Consider the following 18,539-nt stretch of genomic DNA (forward strand, 5'->3'; position numbering starts at 1 on the left):
ACCTTGCTTGCTCCGCGGGCCGGAGCAGGGTAGAAATGGGGTTTTGCCCGCTTTGACTCTCTGGGGGATGCCTCAATGGCTTTCACTCGCAAACAGAAATTTATCTGCTGGCTGGCCTATGCCCTGGTCGGGCTCTTCCAGCTCAGCTACCGCTATCGACGCCTGAACCCTGACGTGCGGGACCAGGCCGGCCTGCTCCATGAGAAACGGGTGGTGGCCTACGCCTGCTGGCATCAGAATGCGCTCTCCACGGTTATGGCTCATACCTGGCGCCGGCTCGCGGTCCTGGTGAGCCGCTCCTTTGATGGTGAAGTGATCGCCTTCGTGGCAAAAAAATTCGGCGTTCATTCCGCCCGTGGCTCCTCGTCGCGTGGTGGACTCGAAGCTCTGCGTCAGCTCATTAAGCTGACCAAGGAAGGCTATGAAGTTGGCATCACCGTCGATGGTCCCCGCGGCCCCCGGCACGAAGTCAAAGGCGGCGTCATTGCTCTGGCGTCACGCACGGGCGTTCCCATCGTGCCCACGGCCACGCGCGGTCGTCGCACCTGGACTCTGGTCAAGAGTTGGGATCAGTTCCGGGTTCCTAAACCTTTTACGGAAATCCTCGTTCTATACGGCCAGCCGATGCAGATCCCGCATCGCCTCACCGATGAGGAAGTGCACGAATATCAGCAAAAGCTGGCGGATGTCCTGATGGACCTTGAGCATCAGCTCGATACCCTTCTGGTCCCTGGCCGCACCCAGGCGGCGCGTGCAGAAGCCTAATTTCCCGACCCAAGCCTCTGGCATTTGGGATTCCTTCAATCCCGAACATTTTACTTTGTGTAGAAGAAGCCGATGACCTATCGAGCTTCATGGCGTGTGGACTTTTTTTTGACGAAACGGACGAAACTGCATGAGCGTCATTCACATCGACTTCCGCGACAAGGAACACTATCGACTGGCTCGCCTTGTCGAAGAGCAGCTCGAATCCTTTGGCTTTAATACGACGAGCATGCGGATTCCGGACGACGCCATCGCCTGCGCGCTGGATGAAGTGAAAAAATTTGCCAACACCACGGACCGCAAGGCCGCTCTCATTAAACTTGAAAACCATTTCCGCCAGCGCCACGAGGCTGACCTGCCGATTCCCATCGCTACGGCGCACATCAAACCGAAACCCTGAGGATCAGGCTCGGGAAGCACAGAATAACCCAGGTCTTGACGGAACGGGCGGGAGGCTGCAGGATAAGCTGCGAATCATCCTACGCAGGAGTTTCTCATGTCGTTTTCATTTCCTGGATTTGCCCGCTGCACCGCTCTCGTGATTGGCCTCGCTTCGCCCTTTTCGTTGCATGCCGATGACGACGGGCGCTCGATCCTCGTCACCGGGGAAGGCGAAGCGGCGGCAGCGCCCGATCAGGTGGAATTCATCGTCGGCATCGATGTGACGGACGCCAAGGTTGAAGTCACAAAGTCCAAGAGCGATGAGGCGATGCGCCGCATTCTGGCGATCACCAAAGAGTTCAAGATTGATCCCAAGGATGTGCAGTCGGATTATCTGCGGGTGCAGCCCATCCAGGAAGCCCCCTTCCATCCTGACGGCAAGCCAACGCGTCCGGTCACGACTTACAACGCCCGCCGCGACGTGCGCATCCTCCTCCGCGATATCAAGAAATATGAAGGCCTGATGACCGCGATGTTCAATAGCGGCGCCAACAATCTCCATAGTCTTCAATTCAAAAGTTCCGCCCAGACCCGACTCGAAAATGAAGCGCGAAACGCAGCCTTGAAGGATGCCAAGGCCAAGGCCGAGTCCATGGCCCAGCAGATGGGCCTTAAACTCGGTCGACCACGCAATATCGCAGAAGGTATTCATGGTCCCGGACCGGGACCCATCATGGGCAAGACGATGATGATGGAAGGATTCGCCCGCGCGGCCTCCAGTGAGCCGACACTGGCTCCTGGAGAAGTGCGCGTCAAGCAGCAGGTGACGGTGCTCTTCGACGCCGAATAAAGAGCCGCACGCTTATTTCTTCAGAGCCTTGGTGGAACCATGATGGCCCGCATTCAAAATCAGAGTGTGGGCATCCCCTGCCACCCGCGAGAGGCTCGCGTCCAACCAGCTTTGCCAATTCAAGGCCCCCGTCTTCCTATCGAGCGCCAGCACACCCATGGGGGGATATTGGCTGCCGGCGAGGCCATAGGCCACATACACCGTGTTTTTATCCTGCTCCAGCACATTCATGATGCCTTCCGAAGGCGCTGCGGAATTCAACACGAAACGCCAGCGAACGACACCTGTCCAGGGGGCGATGGCCTGAATGGTTTTTCCGTTGATCAGCCAGGTCTCCTGTTGGTTCACTTCGCTCACAAAACTGCCTGTGCCGGTCTCTTCACGCTCCCACAGGACATGTCCCGTCCAGCAATTGAGGGCGATCTGTCGGCTGACCCTGGCCGCATGATCCAGGGCCTGCACCAGAACCACACCCGTTTTCAGGATCTGCGCATGGGGATTCTGCGCGGCCAATGCCTGGTAGTCATGGGCCCAGACGATGCGGCCATTTCTTTTGTCGATCGAACTGATCCGGGTTCGCTCATGCACATAGAGTCCGTTCTGTTCAAACGACAGCGAGATCGGTTCATTCTGCTGCGCTGCGTAAGTCCAGAGCGCGCGGCCGGTGGCTGGTTCCATCGCGGTCAGCCATGCGCCATCGACTAAAAAGAGGGAACCATCAGGTGCCAGACTAAAGTAACCCGTCCCCGGATTTGCCTTCCAAAGTTCGCGGCCCTCGACCAGACTCAGGACCACAAACATCGCCTTGGCATCCTGCTGGCCGCTGATAAAAACCTGCCGACCATCGATACCCAGGACGCCAGCAGAAGCGGGTGCCACCCAGGCCCAAAGAACCTTGCCCGTCGTCGGCGCGAGACTGACTATCGTTGTACGCTCAGCCCCGTAGCTGAGATACATCTGTCCCTGGCTCGGATAGCAGGTGAGATAACCGTGTTCGCCCTGAAGGTCTCCATTTAAATCCGTGCTCCAGATTTCCCGTCCTGTCTGTTTCGAAACAGCAACGACCCGACCCTGCTGTGTGATGAACGCCGTATTCTGTGTGGAGCAGTTGCCATGAACAGAAAAGGCTGTTGCCGCCTGATACGTCCAAAGCAGAAGTCCGCTGTTGCCATCCACCAGCGACAGGGAATTTTGAGGATATGGACTGCTGAGGAAGAGCTGGCCCTGGGCATCGCTCATGAGGTTGCCAGGCAAGGTCCAGGTCACCTCCCCAGCCTTGGGAGGGGTCGTCCTGTGAAAGGAGAAATATCCATCCCGGGTATTCAGCACAAAACGATAACGCCCCAGCGCGGGAAAGCGGACGCGGAAAACCATGTTCTCGGCGGAGTCGGCTTGAACGCGCAGCCAGGCGCTGTCGGGCACGCGCAGAGTGGGAAGATGCGCTCCATAGTAATTCTGCCAGGCGCCCCAGGCATTGCGCTCCGGCGTTTCCGTGAGCACGCAGTCATCACCGCCCTGGGTCATCCACGTTTCCTTGACCTCGAACGTGAGTTCCCGCAGAAAATTCTGCGCCCCGGTTTTTAGACGATTGACTTCGCTCACATCCCAGCTCGTGGTGTTACAGCGCAAATAGAGATGGGTGCCTTCCCCGATACGCGCCACAGGCTCGGCGGATTGCGCCAGGATCGGCGCCAGGCTAAAAAACAGACTGCTCAACCACCACATGAATTTTGATTGTGTTCGCATGACGATCCTCCTGGTTCATACCACACGATGCTGTCTTAAGCTATCGTGCGGACCAGTGCGTTTATCGCCTTTGTTAACTGTCGCAATCAAGGAAAATTCATCGGGGCATAAGGAAGGAAAAAGGTAAGGCGCAAAAGGCTCAGAAAAAAGTGCAAAGGGGCAAAAGCCCCTTTGTTTTAATAACGAATGTGGGAGAGGGCTTCACCCGCAAAATCCGAAGCGATATGCTCGGTACTTGCGGGGCCGTGGAACGTTTGTTCGACCTGCACCACGGTTAGCGGAACCGGCAGGAAGGTCGGACAAATTTCATAATTATAGTGGGTATTGTCGATCAGGGTCACCTTGATCGCGTGATCCTGATGCTGTTCAGCCTGGTAAATGACGGACTCACATACATCGACTGTGGACTTGACCTCTTCCAGGAAATACTCAAAGGGGGCCGGCTGCACTTCCGTGCAGAGTTGATCCACAGGGCAGGGGGGCGTTGCAGGTTGCAGGAGGAGGGCAATATTCCCCGCCGTTCGATTCAGCTTCACATAACCCTCCGTATAGCGCGAGCCGCCTTCGCTTCGAAACGTGGCTTCCAGCACTTCATCCGTAATCGGAACAATGGTTGCGACGGCCTGGGTGGTCAGGAGGCTGAGGGTCATGATGAGAGTCATTTTTATTGCATGCATGGATAATCTCCAGTGAGTCCCTTGTTAATTGCGCTGGTTATAGCGCAGAATCATCATCCACCCCAAGGCCTGGCCGCCCAGTTAAGAGCCAAAGTTCTTTTACATTTTGTAAAAGGACGCGAAAAAAGCCTTTCTCATCAGTTTCACCCAGATCAGCGTTCTTAATTGCCGGCAAATCCTGCCGAACGGGAAAGTAACGACCCATGACACAGCTTGTTCGAGAAAAAGAGAAGAGGGGAGCTTATGCAATCAACACAAGGTCTATTCACATTGTTTTCCGCTTTGTCCTTCACCATGAGCCTGGGATGCGGCTCCGGCCATAAATTCAAGGAACCCAACGTACCGGTGGAAACCGCACCGATCGCCCAGCCCGAGGGTGAGGATGCGGTGATCGATACGGGATCGCCTGTAACGGATGAAACCGGAACCGTCAGCACAGTGCCTTCACCTGCTTTGCCGGTGGTCAAGGATCCTGAACCCGTGGCTTGCAGTACGCTCTATAACATACCAGGCACAGCCAACCCCTTCCTCGCCGGGATGCCTGAAGGCACGGAAATCGTCTACCCGGCGTCCGTGGATCGCGCGCCTTTGAATTCACCTGTGCTCGTGACACCAACGGATCGGCAGTGCTTTGAAGCAGGCCGCTATCTCTACTTCCGGGTGGAAGGCATGATCGCTCACGGAAACATGGATGATCAGAAGTCGGACGCTGATGGTCTGCCCACCGCACCAGCGACCCACACGCTCGAAAGCGTACATAAGATTTCCAATGTTAAAGCACCCATCAATAGTCTCATTGGAATTTTCCTGGATGACCGGACCCCCGAGGAACGGCCAGAGCCGCCCGCCACACTTGATTTCAACACCGGCAATCAGCGCGATTTCAAAACACTGGCGCCCGAGATCGGTCAGATCTTTTTCATCGGTGATGGCAAGGATGCCACGGGCAAACTGCAAGGTTTTACCGTGCCAGTTGGAACGACCCGTCTCTATCTCGCCATCATGGATGCTTATGAATGGAATAATAACCTGGGTAAACTTTCCGGTGGAATACTCTGGGTCAAACCCTGAGCCGCGGGTCAGTTGACAGGAGCATGCAGCCCGAGACTGAAACCCCAGTCCGGGCTGTTGTAGAGCCAGAAGATATTTTCAATCACCGCCAATTCCAGCGTCACCGCTTCCCAGTGATAGCGATAGCCAAGCTGCCACTCATACGAGTTGCGACTCAGCTGACCCAGATCGCGAAAGACCGGCTGATTATTCATAAATTGAAAAATCAATTGCTGATCATCCGGCAAGGGATAATTCGCACCGACGGCAAAACCACGATTCTCCGCCCGTGTTCCCACCCGCACTTCCTGACTTTGATCAAAGAAGAGCTGCCGGATATTGGCAAAATACGTGAGCATCGACCCCTGGTATAAGGCTCCGAGGATAAGACCGCGATCGACGGATCCCGAGGCATAGGGCGAAAAGCTGGCCATTTCATAGGCGGCCAGTAGCGTGGCGGTCAGATCCCAGCCGTGCCGCTCTCGTGAAAGGATCGCATAGCTGAGGTCCACGGTCGCCTGCTCGCTGAAGGTGCGATCGAGGTTGTCGCGATTATACTGCAGATTGTAGTCCGGAATCACAAAGCGCGTGTGATGCTTGCCCGTTTGCAAACGCCCGTCCTGGCCCATGCGAAAGAGGTCATGAAAGCTGATGGCGGTCTGATCCGTATCCGCCTGCACAAAGCGGCGGCTGGAAAAGCCGAGCCCTATCTGAAATCCAGCTCCGAGCCCGGCCGCCATGTGCGCCTGGTCGTCGACGATTTCCCCATCCACAACATAACGCTTGTCGCGTGCCCAAAGGTTGGCATAGGTGCGTGATAGGGCAAAGCGCAGACGGCCGCGTTCCAGAACGCTTGGATTTTGCAGGGGAGGATTCAGACGAAAGAGTTGACCGACAGCTTCGGAGCGGGTGAGCAGCGGCCCCTCGCCGGCCTGGGTGAGGCCCGGGAGGAGAAACGCCATGATCAGTGCTGCATAAATTTCACGATGCATTGTCGAACATTTTTTTCACCAGATGGGGCAAACGCCGTCCCATGCCGATGACTTCCTTGAGATTGGGTCGCGCCGCTTTTAAAAGGACAGGACCTGCCGCGCGCGCAAAGGATACTTCCGGATCAATACCGCGGGCCAGACCTTCAATGGTGAGCAAACTCTTGGCCATCATGAGAAGGCCATCCGGAACGGGAATGCCGAGATTTTCCGAACCGCGCAAGGCGGCTTCCAGAAGTTCTTCCATCGAGGCCTGCGTGCCGGCTTCCCTGTGCTCCTGAATCAGACTGGAGACTTTACGCAGCTCCGCTTCGACATCCGCACGCTCGCAGTGAACATCATGCTCCTCACCGATGTTCACGAGCACATCGATCAGTCTTTGCATATCAGCCATCAGCAGAGCTTTCAGGATGCCCGAAATATGCCGGCGATCCACTTCACGCAGCTCGCCGGTCAATCCCCAATCGAAGAGTCCGACGCAGCCGTCCTCGAGCAGCATCAGGTTGCCCGCATGGGGATCGGCGTGAAACAGTCCGATTTCAAAAACCTGCACCAGAAGTTCCTGTAAAATGCGCCGGGCGAGTTTTTTCCTTTGCTCGGCATTCAACGTCATGCGACCTTCCACCACATCCACCAGCGAGGCGCCGCGAAAACGCTCCATCACGAGAACGTTGGGTGTGCAGAAACGATCAAAGGTTTTCGGCAAACGCAAAACCTGTTGTTTTTTCGAATCGAGACGCTCCTGCATTCGATCGAGATTTTTCTTTTCAAGATCGAGCTGCACCTCACGCCTGAGACTGCGAATCAAATCCTGAAGTTCGCGTATGGTTTTGGAACCGACGGAGGTCAGCTTCAAAGGCGAGGTGAGCGTGACGATTTGCTCCAAGGCTCGCAAGGTCTCTTCCAGTCGGCGGCACGATTCAGGCTTGATGACTTTAATTACCCATTCACGGCCTTCTTCATCCACTGCGGCATGCACCTGAGCCATCGACGCCACACCCAGAGGATGCGGTTCGACCACAAATTCCTGCTGCCAATCGGGAATCTCTTCATCCAGAATGGCTTCAATTTCCTCAAAAGGGATGGCCGGCCATGCACCATAAAGGCGCGTCAACTGCATCTTTTGCGCCAGCTGCTGACCTTCGTCATCGAGGCGACTCAAGGCAATCTGGCCGAGTTTGCCATAAACGGGACCGAGGGAATTGAAGCAGGCGAGCGCCACATCGCCGACGAGTTCGAGGATTCGCTTCTCCGACCAAAAGGGGTCGATGCCGGGTTCCATCAGGAAAGCCCGCGACACCCTGAGAGGCAAGGCGATCCCGCCTGAGAAAAGCAACTGCTTGTAAATACATGTGATTTCGCGAGCCAGGGCCAGGTGTTGAGCGGCGGCTCCGCCGAGAAAAGATCGCGAACCCTTGGAAGTCTTGGCAGTATTTGCTTTCACAAAGACACCTCATATCGAGTCGGCACACAGCGCAGACCAGACTCAATCTGGCTCGCAAAGTTGCTGTTTTCTCAGCATCGATTTCAAGAATATAATAGCACATATGCCCCGGCTCACGTCATGGGATCAAAATTTCCCAGACGTCTCACCCAACCAGGAAAGGGAATCCACCTGATGGCTCTTCATACCAAACAGGACATCGTCGACAATTGGCTTCCCCGTTACACGGGAACGGCCTTGAATGAATTTGGCAAGTATATCCTGCTCACGAATTTTTCGGATTATCTTCGGAGATTTTCCGCCAGGTTCAATCAGCCCATCCGCGGGCTTGATCGTCCGATGCAGACCTGTTCTGATGGAAAAAACCTGACCATGATTAATTTCGGCATCGGCTCAGCCAACGCTGCCACGGTCATGGATCTTCTGAGCGCGATCAAACCGAAAGGTGTGCTCTTCCTCGGCAAATGCGGAGGATTGAAGGATACCACGGAGATCGGCCACTTCATTCTGCCCATTGCCGCCATCCGTGGTGAGGGCACATCGGACGACTATCTGCCCGAGGAAGTTCCGGCCATGCCATCCTTCAAACTGCACAAGTTTGTTTCGGAAAAAATTGTGGAAGCGGGTATGGATTATCGTACGGGCGTGGTCTACACGACCAACCGTCGCGTTTGGGAACACGATGACGACTTCAAACAGCGTTTGCGTGATCTTCGCGCCATCGCCATCGATATGGAAACAGCCACCGTCTTTGCCTGCGGCATTGCCAATGAAATCTCGCGGGGCGCCCTGCTTTTGGTGTCCGATGTACCGATGACACCGGAAGGGATCAAGACCGAGGAAAGTGACAGGAAGGTCAGTGGACAATTTGTTGACCTTCATATTGAGATTGGCATAAAAGCAATGACCGATATTGAAGGAAAGGGCGAGAAGATCAAACACTTCCGCTACTGAGTTTGGCAGGAGGACGAGACAAAGATGGCAGGCCACAGTAAATGGAAAAACATCCAGCACCGCAAGGGGGCTCAGGACGCCAAACGCGGAAAAATCTTCACCAAACTGGCCAAGGAAATTACGGTGGCCGCTCGCCTGGGCGGTGGAGACCTGGAAAGCAACGCCCGTCTGCGGACGGCCGTCCTCAAGGCTCGCGCCAACAGCATGCCCCGTGATAATATCGAGCGCGCCATTAAAAAAGGGACCGGTGAACTCGAAGCTGAACAGTATGTGGAAAAGGTTTACGAGGGATACGGTCCAGGTGGCGTAGCCGTGATGGTCGAATGTCTGACCGATAACATCAACCGCACTGTCGCTGACGTGCGTCACGCTTTTACAAAATTCGGCGGCAACCTCGGGACCGAGGGTTCCGTCGGTTATATGTTCCACAAAAAAGGCACGATCGTTTATCAGAGGAGCAAGATCCAGGATTTCGACAAGGTCTTCGAAGCTGCGTTGGAAGCCGGTGCTGATGATGTGAAAGACGAAGATGATGTGGTGGAAATCATCTGTGCGCCGGATGCCTTCAACGAATTGAAAGAGACCCTCGATCGGATGGGTCTCGAAGCGGATGTGGCGGAAATCATGCGGGTGCCGGAAAACTATTCCGCGATCGACAGTGACAAGGCCGCGTCCATGCAAAAACTCATCGACTGGCTCGAAGATAACGACGACGTGCAGAACGTCTATCACAACGCCGAGATGCCCGAATAAGGTAGCCTCCATGTTCAAAGCCTTGTGCATCCTGATCCTGCCAGGACTTCTGGCTGGATCCGGCCAGGCGGCGGAACGCCGTCTATTACTCGAAAAAGTGGATGTCACAGGCAGCCAGAGACTTCCTTCGGCTTTTCTCGAACGTGAACTTCATTTGACGCCCGGCGTGGAAGTGACCGAAGACGAACTGACCGCCGATCGCAATCGGCTGCTGGGCACCGGCCTCTTTCAATCGGTTCAATTCTTCCTCTCCAAAGGTGAAACACCAGGCCACGCGCGCCTCAGGATTGAACTCGTCGATGATCCCGGCGTGTTTGGAACCTGGGCCTGGGGCGGATCCCTGGGCTTGACCCAGGATCAAAGCGCCTCGGAAAGTCTGGGCGGTGAGCTCAATCCCTTGAGTGCCCGGGCGCAGCTTATCAGTCGCAATCTTTTCAATTCCCTGCATCGGGCTTCAGGCGCGGTCGATTACGACAGCCAGGGGATCATGCGCGGCTTTCATGTGGCCTATGGCTTTCCCCGTTTTTCCAAGGAAAGTGTGCAGTTCGATGCGCGCATGGAAGCGGCCGATGCGCAGGCTCGTTATCTCGATATCCTCGGCTTTGGCAGTCGTGGGCAGGCTTATTGGACCTTTGATCAGGATCAGGGCACGAGCGTTCAGTACGGTCTGGCGATCTACATGAACAATCGCGGCCAGCGTTTTTCCCTGCCCGGTTTTCCGCGCACTTTGATCGGTCCGAAGCTGGGACTTTATCAGGAAAATCGGCTGCTGAGTTTCCGCCCCAGCGAAGGTTATGCCTACGGAGCCTCGGTAATTCTGAATAGCCAGGGCCTCAAAAAAATGGGCTATGAGCTGGAAGGAGCGGTGACGAAAAACCTTTGGGATGACTCGCACATCACGGCTCAGGTTCAGGGGTTGAGCGTCGGTTTTGAAAGCCTCAGCTATCGCAGCTCGGTGCGCTGGGAACAGCCGCTGCCCATACTCGAAGCCGCATCGGATCCCGGCATTTATTTGCAATTCATGTACGGTGCGGATCATTACAAGGAGTTTCGCTATGAAGGTCGCGAGGCTCGTCTTGGTCTCCGCTTTCATAGTGCGGGCCTGATCGCCGATATTGCCGTCGCCTTTCGAACGCTTCCGGAAAGTATGAAGGATGTGCTGGAACAGGAGTGGGAACCATGATGCGACATCTGGTTCTTGGCCTCCTCTTCTGTTCAGCCACAGGCTGGGCGGAGATCAAAGCCCAATGGGATCAAAGCAAGGATCGTCCGAGCCTGCGCATCAATCTTGCCGGCTCGCTGACCAATCAGCAGAAGAAGCTGCTTTACTCGGGCTTTTCCACCTTCAGTCATCTGGAAGTTCGCTGGCTGAATAATGGAGCCCGGCGTTCCCTCGTCTTCATCTCCGAATGCACGATCAAGTTTGATCTCTGGGAGGAAAAGTTCGAACTCCTCCACTTTCTTGAAAGGCGCAAGGAGAATTCCCTGCAAAGTTTTCAGCAGTACACCGATCTCTGCCTGCATGCGGATATTAGCAGCCAGAGCAACATTGCCCAGATCGCCAGCCAGGGAGCACGGCTTGAAGTGCGGCTCGATATTTCGCAGGTCTCCAATGAATTCGCTCAGGACGTGCGCAGCTGGCTGATTCAACAGCAGTCCGGGGTGATGCGCGGACTGTTTTCCCACATGCTCGGTGATCTGAAACTCAGCGAGAGCACGCAGACCATCCTTGTGATTCCACCGCTGACCTCGGAGGCGGAGAAAAACAAGCCCGTCACCAAGGGGGCAGGCCGTGGCTGAACGCAAGGGTTTGCATCTGGCCTGGTATCAGACGACCGTGGTGCGTGCCGCGGCGCTGGCCATTCTTATTATTCTGGGCGGCTACGTCAGTGGCCTCAACAGCATTCGGCAGGCCCTGCATAGCCTCGCGGATATGTCCTATGACGAGGATCTGGCCAAGGCCCTCGGCGATTATATGGATTCACTGAAGGAACTCGACACCTCCAAACGCCAGACGCTGCTCCTCGAAATGCGCGCCATCATCGATGAAAAGCCCCTGAGCGCCTATGATGAAGCCCGCATTCGCGATCTTTTGATGCAGGCGGATATCAACAGCCTCGCGCCCATTGATGGCATCCGGATCGAACCATTGCGGGAAAAAATCGAAAGCCCCGAACTGGCCTGGCTGACCCGCACGGAGCTGCGGGTGGGACGTTATCTCGTGTCGGTGCCCCTGACGGAGGTGCGGCATCGCTTTGAAACCGTGCAGCAGGTGAAACAAAAATACGAGCTGATCGAAGCCACTTGGGACAAGGAAATAGCCCCGAGTCTTCTCCTGACCAACGGTTTGATTTTGATCGGCACCTTTTCGCTGGTCGGCCTCGTTCTGGTCTGGCTCGTCCGCCGCTATGTGCGCAATGTGCAGGAAGTCCTGCGGGGTTTTCGCCGCTGGTCGGAACAGGATCCCGGCTTTCGCCTGCCTCGGGATCTATCCGGTGAGATGGGGGTGATCGCCGTGCAGTTCAATGCCATGGCGGATGAAGTGGAACTCAATCGACGCAAGACGCTTTATCTGGAAAAGCTTGCGTCCTGGCAGACCATGGCTCGCAAGCTCGCGCATGAGATCAAAAATCCCCTGACGCCGATCCAGATGATGGTCAACCAGCTGCAGCGCAAATACAAGGGTGAGGATCCCGCCTTTCAGCAGCTGCTGGATGAGGCCACGCAGATCATTCACGAAGAGGTGAATGCCCTGAGGCGCATGGTGGATCATTTCTCTCAGTTTGCGCGGCTGCCCGATCCGACCTGGGAGGAGGCCGACCTGCTCAGGCTTTGTGAGCAGCTTTTGGAACTGGAAAAGGCGGCCTTTCCTGAGCATGACCTGGTTCTGGAAACAAAGCTTGCCTCGGCTCCGATCATGATGGATAGTCAGCTTATGAAGCAGGTCCTCATGAATTTGATCAAGAATGCTGCGGAAGCCAGCGCCGATCGGAAAGCCCATATTCAACTGCAGCTGGAGCTGACCGGCAGATCCTATGTGATCAGTGTCGTCGATGATGGACCGGGCATCCGTGAGGAGGACCTCGGTCGGATTTTTGAAGCCTACTACACCACCAAGCACACAGGCCCCAATCCCGGCATGGGCCTGGGTCTGGCCATCTGCAAAAAAATTGTGATGGACCATCAGGGTGAACTCACCGTCACCAGTCAGCCGGGACAGACCATATTCCGCATTCAATTACCCAGCGAACATCATACCGAGGTTCTTTCATCATGAGTGATACTGCCACGAGCAAGGATATTATCCGCGGCAAACAAGTCCTGGTCGTCGATGATCATCGCAATATTCGGACGGCTTTGCGTCTGGCTCTGACCGAAGAGGGCGCGCAGGTCATCGAGGCGGAAACATACGCACAAGCTCTTATTAAGGTTGGCAAGATCAGCCCGCAAAATCCTCCGCCCTTCGATGCGATTCTGCTCGATATTCGTCTGCCGGATGGCAGCGGCCTCGATTTTCTGAAGCTGCTCAGTCACCATGGTTTTGCCTCGCGCGTGATCATGATTTCAGGGGAAGGCACGGTCAAGGAAGCCTATCAGGCCACCCAGATGGGCGCCTTCGATTTCATCGAGAAACCCTTCACACCCGAACGCATTCTGGTGAGTCTCAGCCGCTGCCTCGACTTCCATAAAATTCAGGCCGCGCATCAAAAACTCTCGCAGGAGGTTCTGCGGGGCCAGGAGATTCTGGGCGCCTGTGAACCCATCGTGCAGCTCCGCAAGATCATCAGCAAGGTGGCCGCCACCAACAGCCGGGTTCTGATCCTCGGTGAGAGCGGCACCGGCAAGGAACTGATTGCCAAAAGTCTGCACCGGCAATCGGAACGCCGCGATCAACCGCTGGTGAAAGTCAACTGCGCGGCCATCCCGCAAAACCTTGTGGAAAGCGAACTCTTTGGTCATGAAAAAGGGGCCTTTACCGGCGCCATTCGCACCAAAAAAGGTCTCTTTGAACAGGCCGACGGCGGCACCCTCTTCCTGGATGAAATCGGTGAACTCGATCTGAACGTGCAAGCCAAACTTTTGCGCGTTCTGCAGAGCGGCGAAATCAGTCGCGTCGGTGGCGAAAAGGTTTTTCATGTGGACGTGCGATTGATTGCAGCCACGCATCGCGATCTGGAAGGCATGATTGAATCCGGCACCTTCCGCGAGGACCTTTACTATCGTTTGAACGTCGTCACCCTGAAGTCACCCCCGCTGCGCGAACGCGGCGATGATATCAAACTCCTGGCCCAGCACTTTTTGGAGGCGGCCTGCGAAGAGCATTCCATCGGTTCGCGGGTTCTGAGCCCCAAGGCCATGGATCAGATTTCCGCCTATCATTGGCCCGGCAATATCCGGGAGCTCAAAAACATACTCGAACGGGTCGTCATCCTCAGCGAAAGCGAGGAAATCGAGGACATCCCGGATCTCGTCGCCCGCCTGCGGGGAGCGAAAGCCAAATTGGAAGGCAGCCCGAGTCTGCCGCCTCCCAGCGTCAAAAGCGCCGAAACGGTGGAAAGTCCTGGCGAGGACGCGGCGGCCAACGCCGGCAACAAGGAAAGCTTCGCTTATGAAACCGCAATTGTGCCCTGGGAGGAGCTGCATCAGAACCTGGGACGCAGTTACATTCGATTCATCCTCGGCCGGGCCAAAGGGAATGTCAGCGAAGCGGCGCGGGTGCTGTGTTTGGAGCGGGCCTACCTGCACCGTTTGATGAAAAAATATGGCATCCAAAGGGATGTCATAGTGAGTGACTGACAGGTCAAAGCAGCAAGGATCGCTTGTGTTTCCAGCACAAATTACGTAAAGCTGGAGATTATTTTGTCCGACTTATGAGGTTAATCGGTAATGACAGAACTCATCCCCACATTGGCTTTAATCTTTGCCTTTGCCTGTCTCGGCTTCGCCGTCTTCAGTCGCAACCGTCTGGCGCAAAGCCAGGCCGTGCTTGCTGATGTATCGAGCCGTCTGGAAGCGTTGAGCAAACAGAACAAGCAGCTGGAGCAGGGGCTCCGCAATGCTCAGGACAACGCCGACAAATATCGGCAACAGTCAGTCCAGGCTGACAAGCAGTTGGAAGATACGAAGCAAAAGCTTTCGGATCGCACCGTGGAATGGAACAAACTGAAAACGGAGCGGGAGGATGTGCAGAAGCGTTTCCTTCTGCAGCGCGAGCATCTCGATGAGCAGGTTCAGGTGCTGACTCAGCAGCTGGCCGAAGCGATTCGTGAAAAGAAATCCGTTCAGGATGAAAACGCCCGTTTGCAAAAGGAAGGCGAGGAAAAAACCCGTCAGGCGCTGGAAATTTTGCGTCAGCAGGTGCGCGAAGCCCAGCAGCAGACGCAGCAGGCCCGCCGCGAAAAGCAGCAGCTGGAAAGCCAGCTGGCCCGGGCGAAAGAGGAAGCTCCGCGCATCAAGCCCGAGGAGCTGCAGCGTTACAAACAGAAGGTCATGCGTCTCGAACAACTCTACGGCAGCATGCGCGGTCTGCGTGAGCTGGCCGAGGAACGCAATAAGAACTGGGAAACCGCTCTGCGTTACTTCGCAGGTCATATCCTGCAAAAGCCTTTGGATGCTGAACTGCAAACCCAAAGCATCGGCCGTCTGGTCGGGGAAGCTCTGGAAAAAATCGGGGCCAGCCTCGTGATCGAAACGCGGGCCGAAGCCGCAGCAGCTGAAGCGGCTGCGGTCGCAGCGGCGATCGATCATGGACCGGTGGCGGCGGTGCGTACACCGGAAGCTGTCAATCAATCATGAGTGTTTGGCGCAACAACTTTGAAGATGTGCACTATCCCAACGATGCCTGGGAACTCCTGAGTCCCAGGCTCAGTCCTTTACGCCGTGAACGCATGCAGCGGGTCGCCAGTCAAAGAACGCGGCACCTGCGTCTCGTCCTTCAGGATGTTTTCGATCCGCACAATGTCGGGGCCTGTCTCCGCTCGGCGGAAGCCTTTGGCATCCTTTGCTGCGACCAGGTCAATCTCTACCAGAAATTCGGCAAGATCTCGACCGTGAGCCGTGGCGCTGATCAATGGCTTGAGGTTCGCCGTTTCACGGATCTCGGCCTTTACCTCAAAGGACTCAGGGAACGTGGTTTCAAAGTGGCCGCAGCCTATCCTGCGGGAACTTCGATGCCGCTGGCGGAACTGCCGCTGGATGAGCCCCTGGCCGTGGTGTTCGGCAACGAACGCGAGGGTCTGCACAAGGCCTGGCAGGATCATGTGGATTATCGCTTTACCATCCCCATGTATGGGATGGTGGAAAGTTTCAATATCTCGGTGTCCGCGGCCCTGACCCTGCACAGCCTGACCGAACGCGGACGGGTTGAACTTCCTCAGGACAAATTTTTGCTCGATGCTGCGGCGCAAAAGCGTCTGCTCGATCAATGGATCTGCCGTCACAGCCACAATCCCGACGACGAGCTGGCCCGCCTGCGCGAGCAAAGCTCAGGCTGATGTCCTTCTTTCGCTGGATCCCTTTCCTGGCTTTTGATAAACCTTGTTGAGACAAGTCAAAAGAGGATCACGCGCGAAAGGAAACATGCTTTGAGACGCTGCCTCGCTTTTATTCTTCTGTTTTTTGCTTTCATTCAGACGCAATGCGTGACCCCGGAAACGGGTGAATACGGCGTACAGGCGGAACAACTGGCCCGCATACCGGCCCGCATCGCGGTGGTGCCCTGCCGTCCGTGGCCCCAGGGTGCGCGCTTTGTCGATCAGCCGGAGCTCAAGCTTCCGCCGGAGGATGTGAAAGCCCTCTGTGAAAAATTTGATCAGTATGTGCTGGAGGGTTTTGATGGCCAGCCTTACATGCGTGGCATCAGTCCACGGGTGGTGCTGAAACTCCTGGAACAGAGCCAGCAGCCGGATCTCCTCACAAAGATCGACGAACTCTGGTTCCGTCCGGGACAGGCGTGCGAGTCATGTCAGCACCCGGCGAGTTACTATCGCGAGGTGATTGCCCCGCGCCCTGACTGGCGAGCCTGGCTGACCAATTTCAGTCGCAGCGCCTCGCAGTCCGATGCCATCCTCTTGCCTCTCATTGTCGAAGCCGACAAAGGCACCCTGAACGACCGCGGTCTCATCTTCAATTTCCGGCGGGCCGAGATTGCTCTCCTTTTGATCGACACCAATAACGGGGAATTGATCTGGATCGGTGGCCGTGAGGCGGAAACCCGTTTGCCCAAGGACAAGGGAGCCGCGGATCAGCTGCCTGACCTTGAGGAATTCTATCGCAACCTGTTCATACCCGATCTTTGGCTCGAATTCCCAGGTCGGCAAACCAATTGAAGGATAAACAGATGCTCGATACACCTCCAACCAAAAGGCAGCAGGCCTTTGACCGCCTCAACGCCTTGCGTTCCGAAGTGGCTCAAGGCGGCGGCGAGGATCGCATCAAGGCCCAGCATAAAAAGGGCAAGATGACCGCACGCGAGCGCATTCATCAGCTCCTCGACGCGGGTTCGTTCACGGAACTCGACGCGTTTGTCACTCATGACTGCCAGGACTTCGGGATGGAGCAAAAACGCATCCTGGGCGACGGCGTGATCACAGGTTTTGGCACCGTTGAAGGGCGCCTTGTCTATATTTTCTCGCAGGATTTTACCGTTTTTGGCGGCAGTCTGAGCGCCGCCTTCGCCAAAAAAATCTGCAAGGTCATGGATATGGCCGTGCGCAACGGAGCCCCGGTGATCGGCCTCAACGATTCCGGTGGCGCGCGCATTCAGGAAGGAGTGGCGAGCCTCGGCGGTTATGCCGATATCTTTTATCGCAACGTGCAGGCCTCGGGTGTGGTCCCTCAGCTTTCCCTCATCATGGGCCCCTGTGCCGGCGGCGCGGTGTATTCACCTGCCATCACCGACTTTACGCTGATGGTCGATCACACGAGTCACATGTTCATCACCGGTCCGGAAGTCATCAAAACGGTGACCGGGGAGGAGGTGACCTTTGAAGAGCTCGGCGGCAGTCAGACTCATACGGCAACCAGCGGTGTGGCCGATCTGCGTTTCCCCTCGGAAGGGGATGCTCTGCTTTCGCTGCGCAAAATGCTGAGCTATATGCCATCCAATAATTTGGAAACGGCCCCGTTCCAGCCTTTGGATCAGGATCCCAACACCGAGCGCCGCATCGCGGATGCCCAGAAAAAATTGCGGGAGATCATGCCGGATAATCCGAACCAGCCTTACGATATGCGCGAGGTGGTCGGCACGGTTCTGGATCCGGACAGCTTCTTTGAGCTGCGCGAGGAGTATGCCGCCAATATCCTGATCGGCTTCGGCCGCCTCGGCGGTCATTCGGTGGGCATCGTGGCCAACAATCCCTACCACCTGGCCGGCTGCCTCGATATCGATGCTTCCGTGAAAGGCGCCCGCTTTGTGCGCTTCTGCGATGCCTTCAATATTCCGCTGCTAACCTTCGTCGATGTGCCTGGCTTTCTGCCCGGGACCGATCAGGAAAAGGGCGGCATCATCCGTCACGGCGCCAAGCTTCTTTATGCCTTCAGTGAAGCGACCGTGCCGCGCCTGACCGTGATCACGCGCAAGGCTTATGGTGGCGCCTATGATGTGATGAACTCCAAGCATATCGGGGCCGACTTGAATCTGGCCTGGCCCCAGGCGGAGATCGCGGTGATGGGCCCCGAAGGCGCCTGCAACATCATCTTCCGGAACGAGATCATGAGCGCCGCGAATCCGAATGAAACCCGCAAGCAGCTGGTCGATTCCTATTCGGCGAAGTTCGCGACGCCATATGAAGCCGCCGATCGCGCTTACATCGACTGCGTGATTTTCCCCGAAGAAACCCGGCGCTATCTTTTGGATGGCCTCAAGGCGAGTTTGAACAAACGGGTGGAAACGCCCAAACGCAAACACGGCAATATCCCCCTCTAAGAGA

18 protein-coding genes are annotated in these 18,539 nt (G+C 56.0%); 14 read left to right on the forward strand and 4 right to left on the reverse strand.

Annotation, left to right across the window (positions count from 1 at the left end; all coding sequences use genetic code 11):
- The first annotated feature begins 75 nt into the window (after positions 1-75).
- The 3 genes from OLTU_RS25680 (at position 76) to OLTU_RS25690 (ending at position 1,996) form a co-directional block, all read left to right on the forward strand.
- Positions 76-765: a lysophospholipid acyltransferase family protein gene (locus OLTU_RS25680; RefSeq protein ID WP_141735588.1), complete on the forward strand. Its 690-nt coding sequence runs from the start codon at positions 76-78 to the stop codon at positions 763-765.
- 130 nt (positions 766-895) lie between these two features.
- On the forward strand, positions 896-1,165 hold the full coding sequence (locus OLTU_RS25685) for a hypothetical protein (RefSeq protein ID WP_141735589.1): 270 nt from the start codon (positions 896-898) through the stop codon (positions 1,163-1,165).
- Positions 1,166-1,261: 96 nt separating this feature from the next.
- The gene (locus tag OLTU_RS25690) at positions 1,262-1,996 is read left to right on the forward strand and encodes an SIMPL domain-containing protein (protein ID WP_141735590.1); all 735 of its coding nucleotides are present in this window, start codon (positions 1,262-1,264) and stop codon (positions 1,994-1,996) included.
- A gap of 12 nt (positions 1,997-2,008) precedes the next feature.
- Here the strand turns inward: OLTU_RS25690 and OLTU_RS25695 are convergent, their stop codons facing one another.
- Together OLTU_RS25695 and OLTU_RS25700 are read right to left on the reverse strand one after the other, a co-directional pair.
- The gene (locus OLTU_RS25695; RefSeq protein ID WP_141735591.1) at positions 2,009-3,742 is read right to left on the reverse strand and encodes an outer membrane protein assembly factor BamB family protein; all 1,734 of its coding nucleotides are present in this window, start codon (positions 3,740-3,742) and stop codon (positions 2,009-2,011) included.
- A gap of 176 nt (positions 3,743-3,918) precedes the next feature.
- Positions 3,919-4,419, reverse strand: coding sequence for a hypothetical protein (locus tag OLTU_RS25700; RefSeq protein ID WP_141735592.1), 501 nt, complete (start codon positions 4,417-4,419; stop codon positions 3,919-3,921).
- A 243-nt stretch (positions 4,420-4,662) separates the two neighbouring features.
- Here OLTU_RS25700 and OLTU_RS25705 point away from each other — a divergent pair, with 243 nt between their 5' ends.
- Entirely contained in the window at positions 4,663-5,490 is an 828-nt protein-coding gene (locus OLTU_RS25705; protein WP_141735593.1) for a hypothetical protein, read from the forward strand.
- Positions 5,491-5,498: 8 nt separating this feature from the next.
- Here the strand turns inward: OLTU_RS25705 and OLTU_RS25710 are convergent, their stop codons facing one another.
- On the reverse strand, positions 5,499-6,431 hold the full coding sequence (locus OLTU_RS25710) for a DUF3187 family protein (protein ID WP_176736965.1): 933 nt from the start codon (positions 6,429-6,431) through the stop codon (positions 5,499-5,501).
- Positions 6,432-6,450: 19 nt separating this feature from the next.
- Positions 6,451-7,902: an ABC1 kinase family protein gene (locus OLTU_RS25715; protein WP_141735595.1), complete on the reverse strand. Its 1,452-nt coding sequence runs from the start codon at positions 7,900-7,902 to the stop codon at positions 6,451-6,453.
- 174 nt (positions 7,903-8,076) lie between these two features.
- Here OLTU_RS25715 and OLTU_RS25720 point away from each other — a divergent pair, with 174 nt between their 5' ends.
- The 10 genes from OLTU_RS25720 (at position 8,077) to OLTU_RS25765 (ending at position 18,535) form a co-directional block, all read left to right on the forward strand.
- Positions 8,077-8,856, forward strand: a complete 780-nt coding sequence (locus OLTU_RS25720) for an AMP nucleosidase (protein ID WP_141735596.1) — start codon at positions 8,077-8,079, stop codon at positions 8,854-8,856.
- 24 nt (positions 8,857-8,880) lie between these two features.
- A complete protein-coding gene (locus OLTU_RS25725) occupies positions 8,881-9,609 on the forward strand; it encodes a YebC/PmpR family DNA-binding transcriptional regulator (protein ID WP_141735597.1) in 729 nt (242 codons plus the stop codon).
- Between the two features lie 10 nt (positions 9,610-9,619).
- Positions 9,620-10,792, forward strand: a complete 1,173-nt coding sequence (locus tag OLTU_RS25730; protein ID WP_141735598.1) for a BamA/TamA family outer membrane protein — start codon at positions 9,620-9,622, stop codon at positions 10,790-10,792.
- Positions 10,789-11,409: a hypothetical protein gene (locus OLTU_RS25735; RefSeq protein WP_141735599.1), complete on the forward strand. Its 621-nt coding sequence runs from the start codon at positions 10,789-10,791 to the stop codon at positions 11,407-11,409. Before OLTU_RS25730 ends, OLTU_RS25735 begins: the two co-directional genes overlap by 4 nt.
- A complete protein-coding gene (locus OLTU_RS25740; protein WP_141735600.1) occupies positions 11,402-12,886 on the forward strand; it encodes an ATP-binding protein in 1,485 nt (494 codons plus the stop codon). The genes OLTU_RS25735 and OLTU_RS25740 overlap by 8 nt, the downstream gene beginning before the upstream one ends.
- A complete protein-coding gene (locus tag OLTU_RS25745; protein ID WP_141735601.1) occupies positions 12,883-14,406 on the forward strand; it encodes a sigma-54-dependent transcriptional regulator in 1,524 nt (507 codons plus the stop codon). Before OLTU_RS25740 ends, OLTU_RS25745 begins: the two co-directional genes overlap by 4 nt.
- Positions 14,407-14,496: 90 nt before the next feature.
- Entirely contained in the window at positions 14,497-15,405 is a 909-nt protein-coding gene (locus OLTU_RS25750; RefSeq protein WP_141735602.1) for a hypothetical protein, read from the forward strand.
- Positions 15,402-16,103: a TrmH family RNA methyltransferase gene (locus OLTU_RS25755; protein WP_141735603.1), complete on the forward strand. Its 702-nt coding sequence runs from the start codon at positions 15,402-15,404 to the stop codon at positions 16,101-16,103. The genes OLTU_RS25750 and OLTU_RS25755 overlap by 4 nt, the downstream gene beginning before the upstream one ends.
- A 90-nt stretch (positions 16,104-16,193) precedes the next feature.
- Positions 16,194-16,937, forward strand: coding sequence for a hypothetical protein (locus OLTU_RS25760; RefSeq protein ID WP_141735604.1), 744 nt, complete (start codon positions 16,194-16,196; stop codon positions 16,935-16,937).
- 11 nt (positions 16,938-16,948) lie between these two features.
- The gene (locus tag OLTU_RS25765; RefSeq protein WP_141735605.1) at positions 16,949-18,535 is read left to right on the forward strand and encodes an acyl-CoA carboxylase subunit beta; all 1,587 of its coding nucleotides are present in this window, start codon (positions 16,949-16,951) and stop codon (positions 18,533-18,535) included.
- The last annotated feature ends 4 nt before the right edge of the window (positions 18,536-18,539 follow it).

Origin of the sequence: Oligoflexus tunisiensis (genome assembly GCF_001748245.1) — a bacterium.
GTDB classification, from domain to species: Bacteria; Bdellovibrionota_B; Oligoflexia; order Oligoflexales; family Oligoflexaceae; genus Oligoflexus; species Oligoflexus tunisiensis.

Bases quoted from the DNA above. Each gene is read 5' to 3' on its own strand.
- OLTU_RS25730 (WP_141735598.1), top strand. From the start codon at position 9,620: ATGTTCAAAGCCTTGTGCATCCTGATCCTGCCAGGACTTCTGGCTGGA.
- OLTU_RS25700 (WP_141735592.1), bottom strand. From the start codon at position 4,419: ATGCATGCAATAAAAATGACTCTCATCATGACCCTCAGCCTCCTGACC.
- OLTU_RS25750 (WP_141735602.1), top strand. From the start codon at position 14,497: ATGACAGAACTCATCCCCACATTGGCTTTAATCTTTGCCTTTGCCTGT.
- OLTU_RS25710 (WP_176736965.1), bottom strand. From the start codon at position 6,431: ATGGCGTTTCTCCTCCCGGGCCTCACCCAGGCCGGCGAGGGGCCGCTG.
- OLTU_RS25735 (WP_141735599.1), top strand. From the start codon at position 10,789: ATGATGCGACATCTGGTTCTTGGCCTCCTCTTCTGTTCAGCCACAGGC.
- OLTU_RS25720 (WP_141735596.1), top strand. From the start codon at position 8,077: ATGGCTCTTCATACCAAACAGGACATCGTCGACAATTGGCTTCCCCGT.
- OLTU_RS25685 (WP_141735589.1), top strand. From the start codon at position 896: ATGAGCGTCATTCACATCGACTTCCGCGACAAGGAACACTATCGACTG.
- OLTU_RS25745 (WP_141735601.1), top strand. From the start codon at position 12,883: ATGAGTGATACTGCCACGAGCAAGGATATTATCCGCGGCAAACAAGTC.
- OLTU_RS25695 (WP_141735591.1), bottom strand. From the start codon at position 3,742: ATGCGAACACAATCAAAATTCATGTGGTGGTTGAGCAGTCTGTTTTTT.
- OLTU_RS25765 (WP_141735605.1), top strand. From the start codon at position 16,949: ATGCTCGATACACCTCCAACCAAAAGGCAGCAGGCCTTTGACCGCCTC.
- OLTU_RS25680 (WP_141735588.1), top strand. From the start codon at position 76: ATGGCTTTCACTCGCAAACAGAAATTTATCTGCTGGCTGGCCTATGCC.
- OLTU_RS25755 (WP_141735603.1), top strand. From the start codon at position 15,402: ATGAGTGTTTGGCGCAACAACTTTGAAGATGTGCACTATCCCAACGAT.
- OLTU_RS25690 (WP_141735590.1), top strand. From the start codon at position 1,262: ATGTCGTTTTCATTTCCTGGATTTGCCCGCTGCACCGCTCTCGTGATT.
- OLTU_RS25705 (WP_141735593.1), top strand. From the start codon at position 4,663: ATGCAATCAACACAAGGTCTATTCACATTGTTTTCCGCTTTGTCCTTC.
- OLTU_RS25725 (WP_141735597.1), top strand. From the start codon at position 8,881: ATGGCAGGCCACAGTAAATGGAAAAACATCCAGCACCGCAAGGGGGCT.